The 16,649-nt window shown below is 58.3% G+C and carries 14 protein-coding genes; 3 read left to right on the top strand and 11 right to left on the bottom strand.

Annotation, left to right across the window (positions count from 1 at the left end):
• Positions 1–67: 67 nt before the first annotated feature.
• From ACVWXD_RS15165 to ACVWXD_RS15155, 3 genes are all read right to left on the bottom strand, one after another.
• Complete coding sequence (locus ACVWXD_RS15165; RefSeq protein WP_457371157.1) at positions 68–484, bottom strand: hypothetical protein; 417 nt, start codon at positions 482–484, stop codon at positions 68–70.
• A gap of 170 nt (positions 485–654) precedes the next feature.
• Entirely contained in the window at positions 655–1,074 is a 420-nt protein-coding gene (locus tag ACVWXD_RS15160) for a hypothetical protein (RefSeq protein ID WP_457371156.1), read from the bottom strand.
• 3 nt (positions 1,075–1,077) lie between these two features.
• Positions 1,078–5,922: an RHS repeat-associated core domain-containing protein gene (locus ACVWXD_RS15155; protein ID WP_457371155.1), complete on the bottom strand. Its 4,845-nt coding sequence runs from the start codon at positions 5,920–5,922 to the stop codon at positions 1,078–1,080.
• Between the two features lie 245 nt (positions 5,923–6,167).
• Here ACVWXD_RS15155 and ACVWXD_RS15150 point away from each other — a divergent pair, with 245 nt between their 5' ends.
• On the top strand, positions 6,168–7,253 hold the full coding sequence (locus ACVWXD_RS15150) for a DUF1615 domain-containing protein (protein WP_260366432.1): 1,086 nt from the start codon (positions 6,168–6,170) through the stop codon (positions 7,251–7,253).
• Here the strand turns inward: ACVWXD_RS15150 and ACVWXD_RS15145 are convergent, their stop codons facing one another.
• The gene (locus ACVWXD_RS15145) at positions 7,254–8,093 is read right to left on the bottom strand and encodes a DUF4349 domain-containing protein (protein ID WP_457371154.1); all 840 of its coding nucleotides are present in this window, start codon (positions 8,091–8,093) and stop codon (positions 7,254–7,256) included.
• A 155-nt stretch (positions 8,094–8,248) separates the two neighbouring features.
• Between ACVWXD_RS15145 and ACVWXD_RS15140 the strand changes: the two genes are divergently transcribed.
• Complete coding sequence (locus ACVWXD_RS15140; protein ID WP_032886656.1) at positions 8,249–8,671, top strand: PaaI family thioesterase; 423 nt, start codon at positions 8,249–8,251, stop codon at positions 8,669–8,671.
• A gap of 40 nt (positions 8,672–8,711) precedes the next feature.
• Here the strand turns inward: ACVWXD_RS15140 and ACVWXD_RS15135 are convergent, their stop codons facing one another.
• The 3 genes from ACVWXD_RS15135 to ACVWXD_RS15125 are packed head-to-tail and all read right to left on the bottom strand — an operon-like array spanning position 8,712 to position 11,299.
• Complete coding sequence (locus tag ACVWXD_RS15135) at positions 8,712–9,893, bottom strand: acetyl-CoA C-acetyltransferase (protein ID WP_457371153.1); 1,182 nt, start codon at positions 9,891–9,893, stop codon at positions 8,712–8,714.
• 11 nt (positions 9,894–9,904) lie between these two features.
• Positions 9,905–10,564: a CoA transferase subunit B gene (locus tag ACVWXD_RS15130; RefSeq protein ID WP_032886654.1), complete on the bottom strand. Its 660-nt coding sequence runs from the start codon at positions 10,562–10,564 to the stop codon at positions 9,905–9,907.
• A gap of 36 nt (positions 10,565–10,600) precedes the next feature.
• The gene (locus ACVWXD_RS15125) at positions 10,601–11,299 is read right to left on the bottom strand and encodes a CoA transferase subunit A (protein ID WP_032886653.1); all 699 of its coding nucleotides are present in this window, start codon (positions 11,297–11,299) and stop codon (positions 10,601–10,603) included.
• Positions 11,300–11,431: 132 nt separating this feature from the next.
• On the opposite strand from ACVWXD_RS15125, the gene ACVWXD_RS15120 reads away from it, so the two are divergent.
• Complete coding sequence (locus ACVWXD_RS15120) at positions 11,432–12,337, top strand: LysR substrate-binding domain-containing protein (RefSeq protein ID WP_457371152.1); 906 nt, start codon at positions 11,432–11,434, stop codon at positions 12,335–12,337.
• Between the two features lie 61 nt (positions 12,338–12,398).
• On the opposite strand, the gene ACVWXD_RS15115 is transcribed toward ACVWXD_RS15120, so the two are convergent.
• The 4 genes from ACVWXD_RS15115 to ACVWXD_RS15100 all read right to left on the bottom strand — a co-directional run bounded on the left by ACVWXD_RS15115 (position 12,399) and on the right by ACVWXD_RS15100 (position 16,617).
• Positions 12,399–12,728, bottom strand: a complete 330-nt coding sequence (locus ACVWXD_RS15115) for a hypothetical protein (protein WP_032886651.1) — start codon at positions 12,726–12,728, stop codon at positions 12,399–12,401.
• A gap of 513 nt (positions 12,729–13,241) precedes the next feature.
• Entirely contained in the window at positions 13,242–14,087 is an 846-nt protein-coding gene (locus ACVWXD_RS15110; protein ID WP_457371151.1) for an NAD-dependent protein deacetylase, read from the bottom strand.
• A gap of 9 nt (positions 14,088–14,096) precedes the next feature.
• On the bottom strand, positions 14,097–14,537 hold the full coding sequence (locus tag ACVWXD_RS15105; protein ID WP_032886648.1) for a CBS domain-containing protein: 441 nt from the start codon (positions 14,535–14,537) through the stop codon (positions 14,097–14,099).
• 130 nt (positions 14,538–14,667) lie between these two features.
• Entirely contained in the window at positions 14,668–16,617 is a 1,950-nt protein-coding gene (locus ACVWXD_RS15100) for a DNA topoisomerase III (RefSeq protein ID WP_457371150.1), read from the bottom strand.
• Positions 16,618–16,649: the final 32 nt, after the last annotated feature.

Here is a 16,649-nt window from a genome sequence, read left to right as displayed (position 1 = left end):
CAGCCCGGCGCAGGGCAAGCCTGCTCACCACAGCGACTGCGATTTGTCAGTGGGAGTGGCGGTGTTGTTACCAAGTTGATGGGTCTTCGAGGCTGGCTTTTTGGAGGTCGTCTTTCCAGATTTCATTAGCTAGACGATAGATGTCTGCGAAGAAGCCTCGGGGGTTTTCTATTTCCGTTTCATCCCAGGCCATAGTTATATGTTCTTCATGATCGCTTTCGAATTCTTTAGCGAAGTCAAAGTCGGGTTTTTCTATTGCCTCTTTTAATGCAGATATCAATATGAAGCGATGTCTATATGATAGATATATAAGTTCTTTGAGAATAAAGGAGCTTATGATTGTTTCTCTGTCTGTTTTGTTGTTGGGGTCGTATTCCCGTAATTCTTTTCCAATAGTGTCCTCAAGATCGTATATCGATAGCGCTCCTAATATGTGAGCGATATTTGGAGTGTAAGGAATGCTCGTGAATGGGCATTTCAGCATTATTTAATCCCTTGGGGGAGAGCGGTAAATGGTTGAGTAGGATTACGGTAATTTGATCTTGCACGACTTTCATTTAATGAGCGAACCTTTGTAGTGAACTGGCTTGCCCAGCGCAGGGCAAGCCAGTTCACCACAGGGATTGGGGCTTGTCAGGGGGAGTTGCGGTGTCGTTACCAGGTTGATGGATCTTCAAGGCTTGCCTTTTGCAGGTCTTCTTTCCATACATCTTTGGCTAAGCGGTAGATTTCTGAGAAAAAACCCCGGGGATCATCTATCTGTGTTTCATCCCAAGCCATTGTTGAATACTGCTCTGGATCGTCCTCAAAGTATGAGTGGAAGTTGTAGCTTTCCGTATTTATAGCGAGCGATAAGTTTTCCACTAATTTGTATTTGTGGCGATAAGAGAGCTTGTTGTACGGGTCTAGGCAGTATTTGAGTATGAGGCTTTCCCTGTCTTCAACATTGTTGGGGTCGTAGCGGGCGAGTTCTTTTCCCTTAGTTTCCTCTTGGTCGTAAATATCAAAAATCCCCACAAAATAGTATAGGCTCGCGTCGAAAGGTATTTTGTCTGAAGAAGGGTGGAATAGCATGTGTTACTCCTTAATAGGAAATAGTGTAAAAGGCGTGCCGTCTTCACGAAATTTCATTTCTGCGCCGTTCATTGAAGGGTTGAAGCTCGGGTTGTTTTTGTCCTTCTTGTTAGGTCTGTAGCCTCGTCCTGCCCCTGGCAGTTCCAAACGTACGATATCGTTTTTCTTATCGTCAACTCCGGTGTAAAGCGGTAGTCCTCTTTCAACTCTGGAGGTTGCTTTCGTCCATGCCTGGAGTTGGAGTTTCCAGCTGTTAAATTGTGAGCTTGGAACTCCCATTTTGCTTTTCGGAACTTTACCCGTTATTGGATCCTTCCCATCTATTGATCGTCGACTTACTTTGGTGGCCTGCACCTCTGGCCCGTGTTTACCGACCATGTGCATGTCGTATTCTTCTTCGTATTCCAACACTCTACGCTTCGCATTGGTCTCGGTAAGCTTTTCAATTCTCCCCTGTCTTGCGGTAACCTCAGGCTGCGGAGTCGATGGTTCACCTGAATCAACTCCAACGGAATCAAGACTGTTTTTCTCTTTAAAGGTGGGCTTGCATCCACCTGTTTGCGGACAAGAGCTCAATCCCAGCGGATCCACCCACCCCGTAGGATTAGGCACGTACTGGTACGCGTTGATCCCCCCCGCCAACTTCACCGGATCTGGCGTCAGGTAACGACCAACATCCGGATTGTAGTAGCGATGCCGGTTGTAATGCAGCCCGCTTTCCTGATCAAAGTATTGACCCTGAAAGCGCAGCGGATTGTCTATTTTTCCTCTGTCGAGACGGCTGATCTGGCCGTAGGCGCGGTAGTGCGCGGACCAGACGATTTCGCCGTTTGGATCGGTCAGTTCCTGCGGTGTGCCGAGGTGGTCGAGTTGGTAGTGGTAGGGCTTGGTTTCCTCAGGACCCAAGCCTTCCAGCAGTGCCAACGGGCGGAAACTGTCCGGTTCGTAAATGTAGCTGCGGTAGCTATCCGCACGATGCTCGGCAATCAGCTTGTCGCCTTGCCAGAAAAACTCCGTGGTTAAACCGTCGACGGTTTTGCTGATACGCCGCCCGAACGGGTCATAGCGGTAGCTGGCGGTTTGGCCGTTAGGCTGGGTAATGCCAATCAACCGGTGTTGGCAGTCGTAGCGGTATTCGGTGACCAGCGCGTGCCCACGGCCGCGCCGTTCGCGGATGAGGTTGCCGAAGGCGTCGTAGTCGTAATGCCGGTCGCCTTGGATCATCAGGCGGTTGCCGGCAACGATGTCGGGGCCGGGGCGGTCGTGCATGAGCAGGTTGCCGGCCGGGTTGTGGCCGAAGCGTTCCTGTAGGTCTTGGGAGTGATCGGCGCGGGTGAGGCGGCCTAGTGGGTCGTAGTGGTAGTGGTGTTCGCCTTTGCGGGTGTCGAGCAGGCGGGTGAGGTTGCCGGATCTGTCGTAGTCGTATTGGCGTTGGAGCAGGTGGTGTTCTTGCTGCGTTACGGCATGGGCGTGCAGGCGGTGTTGGTCGTCGTAGTGGTAGTGGCTGAGCAGTTGGCCTTGTTGGCGTTGGTGTTCCTGGCCGGCTTTGAACAGGTGCGAAGTGAGGGTTTTGCCGTTGAGTTCGACGGTGGCGAGGTGGCCGCCTTTGCTGTGGTTGAAGGTGAGGCGGTTGTTGTCCGGCAGGCGCAGGTGTTGAAGTTGGCCGCAGGCGTCGTAGCCATAACGCAAGGTGCCCCAGCCTTGATGCTCGGCGGTGAGGCGGTTTTGCTGGTCGTACTCGTAGGCCAGCGCCCAGTGGCCGTCGTCGACGCTGAGGAGATTGCCTTGGCGGTCGTAGGCGTAATCGGTCTTGCTGCCGTCGGGTAGCGTTTTTCTTACGAGGCGTCCGGCGTAATCGCGTTCATAACGCGTGACGAGCTGACTGCCGTCGTCGCCGTGTTCGGTTTTTTCCTGCAGGTTGCCGTTGAGGTCGTAGACGTAGGCGGTACGTTGCCCATCAAACCCGACTTCCTGCTGGATCAGGCCGTTGGGGTGGTAATCCAGCCGGTAGGTTTCGCCGACTTCGTTTTCAATTTCGGTCAGCAGTAGACGGACGTTGTCGTAGCGATAGTTGACCTGAGTGCCATCGGCGTTGATGCGACGGCTGATCAGGTGCAGGCCGTCGGCGTATTCGTAACGGGTAATGCGCCCCAATTCATCGCGTTCGGCGGTGATTTTTCCGTAGGGGTTGTAGCTGTATTCCCGCGTTGCGCCGCCGGGCAGGACAATACGAACCAATCGACCGACTGCATCCCACTGATACTGGGTCAGCGCGCCATGTTCATCCTCGCGGGCAATCTGCCGGCCCAGGTCGTCGTAGCGATAACGCTTGATCCCACCATTGGGCAGTTGCTCTTCAACTCGTTGGCCGCGTTCATTCCACACCAACCGCTGACAACTGTGATCGGGATGCCAAACGCCAATCAGTTGCCCGTATTTGTTGTAGCTGTAGTCGGTGATATGGCCGTCGGGATCGGTCCTACGGGTAACGTCGCCCTGGTCGTTACGCTCGTACTTCCAGACCGCTGAGCCACGCCTTACAACCCGTACGAAGCCATTGTCATGCTCGTAGGACGTTGGCTCATCGTCTCCAGGAAAGAGCGCCACCAAACGTCCGGCATCGTCGTACTGATACGCCGTTACTGCACCGAGCGGATCCTGCTCGACCGTCAGTCGACCCTGGGCATCGTAGGATTTGAAATGCTTAGCGCCGTCCGGATCGATGCGCTGCACCAGCCGTGCGCGGTCGTCGTGGACGTAAATTTCCTGGCTATCATCGGCGTTGTGAACGACAACACTGCCGTCGTCCCCCCAGACATACCGCGTATCCATCTGCGAAAAACTGGCCCAATGCCGGACACATCGCGCCGCTTTGCCGGACCGTTCCCACGCCCAAAAGAAACTCGCCCCACCGGCCAGACCGCGCTCAAGAATCACGTGCTGATCGTCGTAGCGGTAAACCTCGCTTTCGCCTACCGCATTGGTCGCCGAGACCAATCGGCCAATGTCGTCATAGGCGTAGGAAACAACACTCTGTTCAGTGATCCAGGCGTAAGGCTCAAGTCCCTTGGCCCGCTGAACCTGGTAGTCCACCGCCATGATGCGGCCCGACTCGTAACGCAAGAACAGCGAAGAACCCGCACCGTTATCCAGCCGTTCAATGCGCCCTGAAAAGTCTCGGGAAATCCGCAGCCGGTTGTCGTACGCATCACTGATCGAGACCAACGCCCCGTTGCGAAAGTGATAAAACCGCGACGCCTGGGCCAACACCAACTCATCCGGCGACGCGCCTAAATAGATCGCTGCTTCGGCCAGGCTGTTGGTGATCGAGGGGCGAGCCACCGTTGGCAAGGGCAGGGTGGTCGAACGGTTTTCATGGTCCGTCCACGTCACGGAATCGCCTGACACAACAAGCCGATGCGCCAGCGAATGACTCCATCCAAACCCCAGCCCACAATCCACTTCCACCGCACTGGTGCGATACAACCGCGTCCACTCGAACGGCAAAATCCCGTCCAACGTGCCATCGGTGAGCGTGAGCAATTCCTCCCCGGTAACCATCGACACGGGGCAGCCGTTGGTTACCGTCTTATTCGAAGAAGCCGCCGCATCGCCCTTCGGATTCGTCGATACAGCAGGCACGTCATCGACAGGCTCCTGCCTGACCAACGCCGTCTTCTGTCTCCTGTTACGAACCGCCGGCACCGGGTTGGAAATCAACTGATCCCCAGCCTTCAACGGTGCAACCGGCACCGCCTTGATCGGCGTCGCCGCACTGCTCAACAACAACGGCTTGAGCGCCTCGGCATGGGCATCCAGCTTCGGCCCCACAAGCTGCTTGGCCAGCAACTCCAATAACGCCCGCGCGCGGCCGGATTTGATCGAACTCAGCGTCTGCGCACCCACGCGTACCGCCACACCTGTGCCCGCCGTCGCCCACATCAGCAGCAGGTTGATCAGCACTTCACCGGTGATCTCGCCCAGTAATTCATACATGTCTGGCGGCGGTAGCAGACGTATCCAACTGACGATCGCCGAGACATAGATGAACAGCAGTGGCTCATCGCTCAGCACCAGCAAGCCCTTGGCAATCGCGTCTGCACCCTGTTTCAGCAGCTCATCAAGCTCGGCCTGGGAGAGGTAGTGCAGCAGCTTCTCGCTATTCGCTTTGAGATCGGCGAGCAGGTCATAGAGCTGGGTGATGTTGTCCCACAGGTTGTAGAGCGCATTGGCCATCCCGGTTGAAAACGCCACGCCCTGCATCGCGCTGCGTTCCAAGGGTGTGGCGTTGGCAAAGTCTTGCCATTGGAGTTGGAACGTCTCCGTCCACTCATCCCGCAGACGACCCTCCAACCCCGCAATCACCGTCTGATAAGACGCATACAGCGCCTTGACGTGATCCTTGGAAACGTTGGGATAGAAGGTGATTTGGTAGAGCTGGTTGCGATCACACTCGGTGATTTCGAGGATGCCGCTGGGGCCGATGGTTCGATACAGCGGCAGACCCATCGGGCTGCCGTCCGCCGCGATGGCTTGCAGCATCACCGGCGTATTGCCGATAGGCACGAAGCGCGTGCTTTCGAACATATGCACCAAGGTCAACGAGCCTTGGGCACTGCACATCGCAACTGTTTTGCTCGGGGCTTTGGAAGAAACCGGCGCGACCAGCGCCACCTCGCCCCCCACCTTGAAGACCTGCTCGACTTCCAATGCCGAACCGCTCCAGAAGCTTTCGGCCCAGGTATCAAAGGTGTTCAGGCAATGACGGAAGTCCCCAAAGACGCGCTCAACATCCGGCGCCTCGGGATCCATGGGTGCCAGGACAAAGCTGGCAATGACGGGAATCAAAAGACAGCCCCATCAGTTGGGGCCTTAACGAAAAAAACCATCTGCAATCCCTCGCACTGTGTATTCAGGCGAGGGACTTTGCAGGCGTTTTCCGCAGCGGGGAGTAGCGCTTATCCGGCGCTTGCGTGGGAAGTTTCCGCGGCGTTTCCCCCCCTTCGGTCATACAGCAGGCAGGGACGCGAACCCGCGTTAGACTTACCGGTCAATATCCGCAACGCTTGGCCCATCGTCCTCAAGGAAGCCCCATGTCCCCACGCCGCCTGATCCTGTGCCTCATCCCCTTGCTGGTGCTGGCCGGTTGCTCCACTTCACGCGGTCCGCAGCAACCGGAGCGCAGCGAGGCCGAGGTGAAGGCGCAGATCGTGCGTCTGCTTCCAGCCAAGGTGGCGGATCGCAATGGTTGGGCCCAAGACATCTACACCGCTTTCGACACCCAAAAGATCTACCCCAGCACCGAGAATATTTGCGCTGTGCTGGCGGTGACTGAGCAGGAGTCCACTTATCAGGTGGACCCACCCGTACCCAATATGGGCAAGATCGCCCAGGACGAAATCCTGCGCCGCGCCGGCAAAGTGCATGTGCCGGCCTTCGTGGTGCGCAGCGCGCTGCAATTGAAGTCGCCCACCGGAAAGTCCTACGCCGACCGGTTGATTGCGGCACGTACGGAGAAAGACCTCAGCGCCATCTTCGACGACTTCATCAGCATGGTGCCCTTGGGCAATACGTTGTTTGGTGGCTTCAACCCTGTGCACACCGCTGGTCCCATGCAGGTCAGCATCGAGTTTGCGCAGAAACAGGCGCGGGGTTATCCCTACACGGTGGACGGCACGATTCGTCGGGAGGTCTTCACTCGGCGTGGCGGCATGTACTTTGGCATCGCCCACTTGCTCGGTTATCCGGTGAATTACGACCAGCCGCTGTACCGTTTTGCCGACTTCAACGCGGGCTGGTATGCGAGCCGCAATGCGGCGTTCCAGGCAGCGGTCAGCCGTGCTTCAGGGGCTGAGTTGGCGCTGGATGGGGACTTGATCCGCTATGGATCACTGCTGCCGGGCACCACCGAACTGGCGGTGCGCTCCCTGGGCGCCAAGCTGGACATGCGTAACCCCAGCATCCGCAGCCAACTGGAGCAGGGCGAGCAGTTGGATTTCGAGGACACCACCCTTTACAAGCGTGTATTTGCGTTGGCTGACAAGGCTGCTGGTAAACCGATGCCTCGGGCGATCCTGCCGGGCATCGTGCTCAAGAGTCCAAAGATCACTCGCAACCTGACCACGGCATGGTTTGCCAAGCGGGTGGATGAGCGGTTTCAGCGCTGTATGAAGCGCTGATCACCTTTGTGGCGAGGGGGCCAGAGGACGCTCACTGGCCACAGGACGCCTGCCCCTCACGACAAACTTACGCCACAGCCAAACCCACAACCACACCACCGGGAACGCCAGGATCACGAACGGCAGCACATAGCTGGCGCGTTCCAAGGCATCTGCTGTGCCCTCTACCAGATTAGTCCCCAGGTTGCTGAACATCCGGCTGAAGCGTGAAGCTTGGTTCGCGCCATCGGATGAGCGGAAGTTCAAGGTGACGCGGTTGGTGTCGAGACGACGTTGCTGGCCGGCGGCAATCTGGGCAAGTTCCTGCAGGTCGTTTTCAATGCCGGCCTGTTCCTTGCTCAAGGCGATCAGGTCGCTAACGGTGATGTCCTTGCGCTTGGCCAGTTCGTCGAGACGTTGTTGCTGGGCCTGCAGGCGGGCTTGGCGGCGGTTTACATCGGCAACTGCGTCGGCCAGGTCTTCGGCGGTAGTGATGCGCTGGCCAAGTGTGCCGCCTTCAGCCGCCATGGCGACTATCGGTTCCACACCCGTTGGTGCGATGCGCAAGATGATCTCGCCACCGCTACCGTCTTCGGTAATACCCAGGATATTGCACGCGCCAAACCTCGCTGTTTCACACGCCTCACGGGTGGCCTGCATCCTTGGCGCGAGCAGGGCGCCGGGCAGGGCCAGGGTCAATTCATGCTCATAGGCCAATTGGGCACCGGCTTTGCCTCGTTCACCGTTGATCACCGTGGCGCGAGAGTGATCCTTGGGCGAGCAGCCGCCTAGGGCCAGGCCGGTCAGCAAGATCAACAGTGGCACGCGAAGCGATTTAAGGTTGCCGTCCGGATGGCGCATTGCAGTTCCTTGAGGTGTGCGGGGAAATTGGCGGCGATTAAAGCGGGTCTGGCGGATTAACGCAAAGCATCGCGCAAGATTTGCGCAGTTGATGGTGATGGCTACCGTTTGGAGCGTGGCGTACATGTCAAACCTGACGCCAAGGAAGAACTGCCATGATTGCTCGTGCCGTGCCTGAAGGTTTTGCCCCTCTGCCTCGTAGCAGCCCATTGCTCGACCTGCTTGGCCCTGCGTATTGCCGGGGGGAGGGACTGCAACTGGAAGTCGGCCTGCGCGCCGACAATCGCCACGCCAATGGGCGCGGCACGGTGCATGGCGGGGTCTTGGCAACCCTGGCGGATATCGGCATGGGCTACGCGATGGCGTTTTCCAGTGAGCCGCCGTTGCCGCTGATTACTGCGAGCATGACCGTGGATTACCTGGGGGCGGTGCAGGTGGGCGAGTGGATTACCGTGCGCTTGGAGCATCACAAGCGTGGGCGGCAGATGGCATTTGGGACGGTGAGTTTGCAGGTGGGGGAGAAGGTTGTGGCGCGGGCGAATGCGGTGTTTGCGGTGCCTCAGTCTGACACCCAATGAAGATCTGATGTGGGAGGGGGGCAAGCCCCCTCCTGCATTATCAGCCGCGTTCGAGGGCGAGGGCTACGCCTTGGCCGCCACCGATGCACAGCGTTGCGAGGCCTTTCTTGGCGTCGCGCTTGATCATTTCATGCAGCAGGGTCACCAGCACGCGGCAGCCTGAAGCGCCGATGGGGTGTCCGATGGCAATGGCGCCGCCGTTGACGTTGACCTTTTCGGCGTCCCATTCCAGCTCTTTGCCCACTGCCAACGCTTGAGCGGCGAAGGCTTCGTTGGCTTCGATCAGGTCCAGGTCACTCAGTTTCCAGCCAGCTTTATCCAGGCATCGACGGGTGGCCGAGACCGGGCCGATGCCCATGATCGCAGGGTCGACGCCGGCGTTGGCGTAGCTGGCAATTCGCGCCAATACCGGCAGGCCGAGGGCCTTGGCTTTGTCGGCACTCATCAGCAGCACCGCTGCGGCGCCGTCATTGAGGCTTGAGGCGTTGCCGGCCGTGACGCTGCCGTCTTTCTTGAACGCTGGTTTAAGCTTGGCCAGGGATTCGGCGGTGGTGCCGGCGCGCGGCTGTTCATCCATGGCGAAGGACACGGGGTCGCCCTTGCGCTGGGGGATCAGGATCGGTGTGATTTCGTCCGCAAAGCGCCCGGCTTCGATGGCCGCGCTGGCTTTTTGCTGCGATGCGGCAGCGAACGCGTCCTGGGCTTCACGGCTGATGTTGTACTTGTCCACCAGGTTTTCGGCGGTGATGCCCATGTGGTAGTCGTTGAACGCATCCCACAGGCCATCGGTGATCATGCTGTCGACCATTTTGGCGTGGCCCATGCGCAAACCGGTACGTGCCGCGGGCAATACGTACGGGGCAAGGCTCATGTTCTCCATGCCGCCTGCGATGATCACGTCTGCGTCGCCGCAACGGATGGCTTGGGCGCCGAGGTGAAGAGCCTTGAGGCCTGAGCCGCAGACCTTGTTCAGGGTCAGGGCGGGCACGGCGTGGGGCAGGCCGGCGAGGATCGACGCCTGGCGCGCCGGGTTCTGGCCTGAGCCTGCGGTAAGTACCTGGCCAAGGATCACTTCATCCACTTGAGCCGGGTCCAGGCCGGTCTGCTCCAGCAGGCGACGGATCACGGCGGCGCCCAGTTCCGGCGCCGGGATGCTGGCCAGGGAACCTTGAAAGCTGCCCACGGCGGTGCGGGTGGCAGCAACAATCACGACGTCTTGCATGGAATCTGTCCTCACTGGAAGTGCATTTCTGGAACGTGGTCCGGGACGATCAGTTTACCGGCGGTCTTGCTCACAATCTCTTCAACGCTGACGCCTGGTGCGCGTTCCTTGAGGACAAAAGCGCCATTTTCGATTTCCAGGTACGCCAGGTCGGTCAGGACACGCTTGATGCAGTTGGCGCCGGTCAGCGGCAGGCTGCACTGGCTGAGCAACTTGGATTCGCCGTCCTTGGACGCGTGAGTCATGATCACGATGATGTTTTCCGCGCCTGCCACCAGGTCCATGGCGCCGCCCATGCCTTTGACCAATTTGCCAGGGATCATCCACGAGGCGATGTTGCCGTGTACGTCGACTTCAAACGCGCCAAGCACGGTGAGGTCGACGTGGCCGCCGCGAATCATCGCGAAAGACTCGGCAGAGGAGAAAATCGACGCGCCGATACGCGCGGTCACGGTTTGCTTGCCGGCGTTGATCATGTCGGCATCGATGGTTTCTTCGGTAGGAAACGGCCCCATGCCCAGCAGGCCGTTTTCCGATTGCAGCATGACTTCCATGCCTTCGGGAATGTAGTTGGCCACCAGGGTCGGAATGCCGATGCCGAGGTTCACGTAGAAACCGTCCTGCATTTCGCGGGCGACGCGTTGGGCCATTTGTTCGCGGGTCAGAGCCATGGTTGTGTTCCTCTTATTCTTAGGGCTGGAGGCAGATTATTTGCGCACGGTGCGCTGTTCGATGCGCTTCTCGAACGTGCCGCAGATGATCCGGTCGACGTAGATGCCAGGGGTGTGGATCTGCGCCGGGTCCAGCTCGCCCGGTTCGACGATTTCCTCGACTTCGACCACGGTGATCTTGCCGGCAGTGGCGGCCAGCGGGTTGAAGTTCTGGGCGGTGTGGCGATAGATGACGTTGCCGAAGTGGTCGGCTTTCCAGCCTTTGACGATGGCGAAGTCCCCGGTGATGGATTCTTCCATCAGGTACGGACGACCATTGAATTCGCGGGTTTCCTTGCCCTCGGCGACGGGGGTGCCAACACCGGTGGCGGTGAAGAAGGCCGGGATACCGGCACCGCCTGCGCGCATTTTCTCTGCGAGGGTGCCCTGGGGAGTGAGGACCACTTCAATTTCGCCGCTGAGCAGTTGTTTCTCGAACAGAGCGTTTTCACCCACGTAGGAGGCGATCACTTTGCTGATCTGCTTTTCTTCCAGCAGCACGCCCAAGCCGAAACCGTCGACACCGCAGTTGTTGGAAACGACGGTCAGGTCGCGGGTGCCTTTGCGCTTGATCTCGTTGATGAGGTTTTCTGGAATGCCGCACAGGCCAAAACCGCCGGAGAGTACGGTCATGCCGTCTTCCAGGCCTGCCAGCGCTTCTTCATAGGACGCTACGCGTTTATCGAAACCTGCCATATGCACCTCTTTTATTGTGTGTGGTCCAGCCAGTGAACCGAGTGTTGCGCTGACGGATTGATTTGTTAAGTTGTTTTTTAAGGTTGATTGATTTAAAAAACAGCATAGTTCATTCCCCCTCGGAGCAGCGTCATGACCGTTAAGCAGATGCGGGCGTTTCTCGCCGTGGCTCAGAGCCTGAGTTTTGCCGCCGCCTGCGAGCGCTTGCATCTCTCTCAATCGGCGCTGAGCCTGACGATCAAGGGCCTGGAAGAAGGATTGGGTGGCCGTTTGTTCAGCCGTAACACCCGCAACGTTGCACTGACCCCGGAAGGTGAATCCCTGTTGCCCCTGGCGCGCCGGCTGATTGCGGATTGGGACAATGCCGAAGATGAGCTGCGCCAACGGTTCACGCTGCAACGCGGTCGGGTCACGGTGGCGGCGATGCCATCGTTTGCAGGCAATTTGCTGCCGCCGATCCTGAAGATATTCCGTGCACGTTACCCCCAAGTGAATGTGACAGTGCATGACTTGATCAATGAGCAAGTGCTGGAGATGGTTCGCGACCGTCAGGTGGAGCTGGGCGTCGCATTTGAGCCGTCGGAAGGCTCGTCTTTGGCATTTACACCGTTGTACTTGGATCGCTTTATTGCCGTGGTGCCGGGTGATTCGCCTTTGGCGCAATGTGCCGAGATCGATTGGGCGACGTTGCTGGAGCAGCCGTTCATCACGTTGCAGCGACCGTCCACGGTACGAGTGATGCTGGAAGAGCACTTGGGCGCCTTGCGGATGAAACTGCCCGTGGCGCTGGAAAGCCATCAACTGGCAACGGTTGGCAAGATGGTTGCCAATGGCCTCGGCGTCAGCGCCGTGCCTGCGTTGTGTGCCCAGCAGATGGAAGAGGCTGGCGCCCATTGCATCACCTTAAACAGCCCGGTGATTGAGCGGCCGATTGGTGTGCTGACCAAGCCTGGGCATGAGCTGTCGGCGGCGGCGCAAGTATTGTTTGATATTTTTCGGGATGAGGCGGGGAAGGGGCGGTTTCCGGCGTTGTTATAAGGCAGCAATTAAAAAGCCCGCTCGAACTAACGAGCGGGCTTTAATATTTAATGCTGAGTGATCAGCAGTATCTATCAATCACTTTTACTTGCGATTGGCCTTTAAGGTTCTGCCATTCGGTATTGAGTGTATGAAAGACCTGTTCGATAAAGTTGCGATCAGCCGCGGCCTTCTTGCCGACATAACCCTGGCCACGGCGGTACACCTTCAGGCGCGCTGCCAGTTCACGGTTATTGCGGTCAAACTCGGCTTCTTCGGTATTGGGCTCCAGGCAGTCAAGTTGCACTTCGCCCGATTTGCCAATCCACAAGATATGGTCGTCGAGCGTGTCTTTCTGCGCTGCGAACATCTCAGCCAATTCATCGATAGTTGGTTGGTTGTTCAGATTCATGTGTAAGCCCCTTGACCAGTTGGCGATCTATCAGTTAATTCCGTTAAAACTGCTTAGTTGTCTCCGGTTCTGAAAACCGGGCGTCAGTGACGGTCTGCCGAGTACGGGCAGGGTCTTGAACCTGATGCATGTAGTCTTGCTGATGAACTGCTACGCAATGGTTTCATAACGAAGACAAGCAGCGTTTGAGCTCCTTGTACCCATCCCTCCGGGGTGGGTCAGCTTCATCAATCTGCCTTGTGGGCAGTGCACATCCGGAAAAAACAGCTCGGCGGTCAGACGAGCTCTTTCAAAACGCTTGTTACCAACGCTCCCGATCCGGGAGACGTCTCGATAATGCAAGGACAAAAAGGTTACGTCAACGGTTATGTAGTGATTATTTTTATTCACTACATAAATCGTTGTGGGGACGGGGAAATGCGGGATAACGTGACTTGGGCGTCACTTTTTGGAGGTTTGGTTCGATTTCCGAAGGCTTTAGTGGCGAGCATCCAGGGGTGAGCGTTCCACACTTCAGATAAGCCGTTCTGCCAGTAAGGGCAGCAGCACCTCGCACGATGCTTGGACCTTCATCTGCAACAACTCATCCCCACGGGTCTTGCCCAGGTTGATGGCGATCACCGGTTTGCCTTGCTCGACCATTGCCTTGCACAGACGAAATGCCGAATAGGCCATCAGCGACGACCCCACTACCAGCAACCCCTCGGCATGTTCCACCGCAGCCATCGCTGCGGCGGCCGTTGCCGTGGCGACGTTTTCACCGAAAAACACTACGTCCGGCTTGAGTCGTTGACCGTGGCAATAGGGGCATCGGGGAACTTGGAAGCGCTCTTCAAACGCAGGGTCGAGGAGGGTATCGCCATCCGGCGCTTGAACGGCATCAACGCCCGCCAGATAGGGATTCTCGGCTTCCATCAACCGTTGGATGACGTTGCGATCACTGCGCTGCTGACAGTCCAGGCATAGCACCCTGTGCAGGCTGCCATGCAGTTCGATCACGTCGTGGCTACCGGCTTGGTCATGCAGCGTGTCGACGTTTTGCGTGATCAGCCCGCTGATGCGCTGGCGTTGCTGCAGCGTCGCCAGCGCCATGTGCGCCTTGTTCGGCGTGGCAATGCGTACCCTTGGCCACCCCAACATCGCGCGTGCCCAGTAACGGCGACGAGCCTGTGGCGTGGCCAGGAATTCCTGGTACATCATCGGTGCCTTGCCTCGGCGCACGCCCTCGCTGTCGCGGTAATCGGGAATTCCCGATGACGTACTGATCCCTGCACCGGTCAGCACCAGAAAGCGCCGTTCGGCCATGGCCCGGTGCAGGATGTCGAGATGGTCTTTCTGGTGTTCCTGGCTGTCGAGCATGGGGTCTCCCTATTCGCCGCGGATGTACTGCTCCAGCTGTTTAATCAGGTCTGCCTGGTCGGCAATGGCTTCCTTCACCAGATCGCCGATGGACAGCAGGCCCAACAGCTGACCTTCTTCGACCACAGGCAGGTGGCGAAGGTGACTGTCGGTCATGATATTCATGCACTCATCGACCTTTTTGTGAGGGTCGACGCATATCACCGGCGAACTCATAACTTCATCGACCCGCGTCGTTACCGACGATAGACCTTTGAGAATGAGCTTACGTGCGTAATCGCGCTCGCTGATGATCCCCACCACCACGCCTTCCTTGACAACCGGCAAGGCCCCGACGTTTTTCTCCGACATCCGCACCAGCGCTTCAAACACGGTGTGGTCCCATTGGATGGTGTGGACGTCCTGGTTTTTAAGATCCTTGGCTTTGAGTACTTCTGCGACAGTTTTCATGGCGGCCACTCCGGTGTTGTTATCAGGTAGTCAAGGTGCCCTAAAGAATCCTAGACGGCCTGCGCGGGAGCAAGGTCCAAAGCGGCGTTAAACCCGTCGAAAAACGTCATTCGCCGGATTTTTTTGCGGTTTACCCCGCAGTTGTCGGCTTTTTGGCGCGCTTTGGTCCGGTAGCGGTCTTGCGGGGGGCGCTTTTGCGTTTCTTTTTCCACGGGGCTGTGCCTCGACCTGCGGGGCTCGCCGGACCGGTGATGGTCATGCGCATACCATTGCATCGCGCCACTTGTTTGCTCATCCAGGCCGCCTGCTTGGCGACGAACTCTTCCAGGCTCATTTCGCCGCTTTGCACCATGTCCAGCGCTTGTTCCCAGATTGCGGTGGTGCCGGGGTCGGCGATGGCGCGGGGCACTGCGTCGATCAGGCTGAACGCCGCCGGGGTAGCCGACAGCGCCTTGCCGTTCTTCACCAGGTAACCTCGATCAAGCAAACCCTGGATAATCCCGGCGCGGGTCGCTTCAGTGCCGATACCAGTGGTGTCCTTGAGTTTTTGCTTGAGGAGCGGGTCTTCCACCAGTTTGGCGACGTTTTTCATTGCCTTGATCAGGTCGCCTTCGGTAAAGGGTTTGGGCGGCTGAGTCCACAAATCCTTGAGGTTGACCTTGTCCACTGCGTAGTCCTGGCCCTGTGTCAGCGTCGGTAAGGCCTGTGGCGCAGGTGTCTCACGGCCTTTGGTCGGCGCCAACGCTTCGGGCAGGGCGCGCTTCCAGCCAGGCTCTATCACGACTTTGCCGACCGCGCGCAATGCGAAACCTGCGCAGTCGAAATCCGCCTGAGTGCGATCGTATTCATGGTTGGGCAGGAACTGCGCCAGGTAGCGCGCACGAATCAGCGTGTACACCGCGCGATGTTTACCGGTGAGTTGCCCGACGTCCTTGCCAGCGCCCGTGGGGATGATGCCGTGGTGAGCGCTGACCTTGGCGTCGTTCCAGGCCCGCGAGCGGCGTTGGGGGTCGATATGGGGCATCAGCTCGTTGACTGCCGTATCGGCACGGCCCAGTGCGGCGAGAATCTTTGGTGCGTCGCTGTGTTGGCTCAGCGGCAGGTAGCCGCAATCACTGCGCGGGTAGGTGATGACTTTGTGGGTTTCGTAGAGGGATTGGGCGATGTCCAGGGTTTCCTGGGCGCCGAGGCCGAGCTTCTTGGAGCAGATCTCCTGCAAGGTGCCCAGGTCGAAGGGCAGGGGCGCCACTTCGCGCATGCGTTCGGTTCGCAGTTTTACCAGGCGTGCGCTGGAGGCGCGGGTCATGGCATCGGCGGCTTCTCGGGCAAGTTGCGGGTTCAGGCAGCGGCCTTGGTCGTCGCAGGCATCTTCGGCAGCCCGCCATTGGGCGGTGAAGGTCATGCGTTCGTGGCGCAGGTCCACATCGATGGCCCAATAAGCCACGGGGACGAAATCGGCGATGCTGCGATCGCGGTCCACCACCAGACGCAAAGTCGGGGTTTGCACCCGACCCACCGGCAGCACACCTTGATAACCGGACTGACGCCCAAGGAGCGTAAACAGGCGACTCATGTTCATACCGATCAGCCAGTCGGCGCGGGAGCGGCCCAGGGCCGAGTGATACAGGCTGAACGTCTCTGCACCCGGCTTGAGCGCCGCCAGGGCTTTGCGAATGGAGGCGTCATCCAGTGCCGACAGCCACAAACGCTGGATCGGCCCGCGATAACGACAGTGTTCCACCAGCTCCCGGGCGATCATCTCGCCCTCGCGGTCGGCGTCGGTTGCAATCACCAACTCCTGCGCTTCCCCCAGCAGGCGCTTGACCGCCTTGAACTGGCTGGCGGTCTTGGGCTTGACCAGCATCTTCCATTTTTCCGGGACGATTGGCAGGTCGGCCAGTACCCAGCGCTTGTACTTGGCGTCATAGGCATCGGGCGGAGCGGTTTCCAGCAGATGGCCGATGCACCAGGTGACGGTAACCCCATTGCCCAGCCAGCAGCCGTCGCCCCGGCGACTGGCGCCGAGCACGGCCGCGATGTCCTTGGCCTGGGAGGGTTTTTCACAGAGGTACAGCCGCATGGTCAGCCCATTCGTTACACAGATGAATGGGG

The sequence above is a fragment of the Pseudomonas sp. TE3911 genome, from assembly GCF_054062775.1.
Note: the sequence above shows the minus strand (reverse complement) of the source record. Positions and strands in the feature narration are given on the sequence as shown.

Bases quoted from the DNA above. Each gene is read 5' to 3' on its own strand.
- ACVWXD_RS15105 (WP_032886648.1), bottom strand. From the start codon at position 14,537: ATGAAAACTGTCGCAGAAGTACTCAAAGCCAAGGATCTTAAAAACCAG.
- ACVWXD_RS15110 (WP_457371151.1), bottom strand. From the start codon at position 14,087: ATGCTCGACAGCCAGGAACACCAGAAAGACCATCTCGACATCCTGCAC.
- ACVWXD_RS15100 (WP_457371150.1), bottom strand. From the start codon at position 16,617: ATGCGGCTGTACCTCTGTGAAAAACCCTCCCAGGCCAAGGACATCGCG.
- ACVWXD_RS15140 (WP_032886656.1), top strand. From the start codon at position 8,249: ATGATTGCTCGTGCCGTGCCTGAAGGTTTTGCCCCTCTGCCTCGTAGC.
- ACVWXD_RS15120 (WP_457371152.1), top strand. From the start codon at position 11,432: ATGACCGTTAAGCAGATGCGGGCGTTTCTCGCCGTGGCTCAGAGCCTG.
- ACVWXD_RS15130 (WP_032886654.1), bottom strand. From the start codon at position 10,564: ATGGCTCTGACCCGCGAACAAATGGCCCAACGCGTCGCCCGCGAAATG.
- ACVWXD_RS15115 (WP_032886651.1), bottom strand. From the start codon at position 12,728: ATGAATCTGAACAACCAACCAACTATCGATGAATTGGCTGAGATGTTC.
- ACVWXD_RS15165 (WP_457371157.1), bottom strand. From the start codon at position 484: ATGCTGAAATGCCCATTCACGAGCATTCCTTACACTCCAAATATCGCT.
- ACVWXD_RS15135 (WP_457371153.1), bottom strand. From the start codon at position 9,893: ATGCAAGACGTCGTGATTGTTGCTGCCACCCGCACCGCCGTGGGCAGC.
- ACVWXD_RS15150 (WP_260366432.1), top strand. From the start codon at position 6,168: ATGTCCCCACGCCGCCTGATCCTGTGCCTCATCCCCTTGCTGGTGCTG.
- ACVWXD_RS15125 (WP_032886653.1), bottom strand. From the start codon at position 11,299: ATGGCAGGTTTCGATAAACGCGTAGCGTCCTATGAAGAAGCGCTGGCA.
- ACVWXD_RS15145 (WP_457371154.1), bottom strand. From the start codon at position 8,093: ATGCGCCATCCGGACGGCAACCTTAAATCGCTTCGCGTGCCACTGTTG.
- ACVWXD_RS15160 (WP_457371156.1), bottom strand. From the start codon at position 1,074: ATGCTATTCCACCCTTCTTCAGACAAAATACCTTTCGACGCGAGCCTA.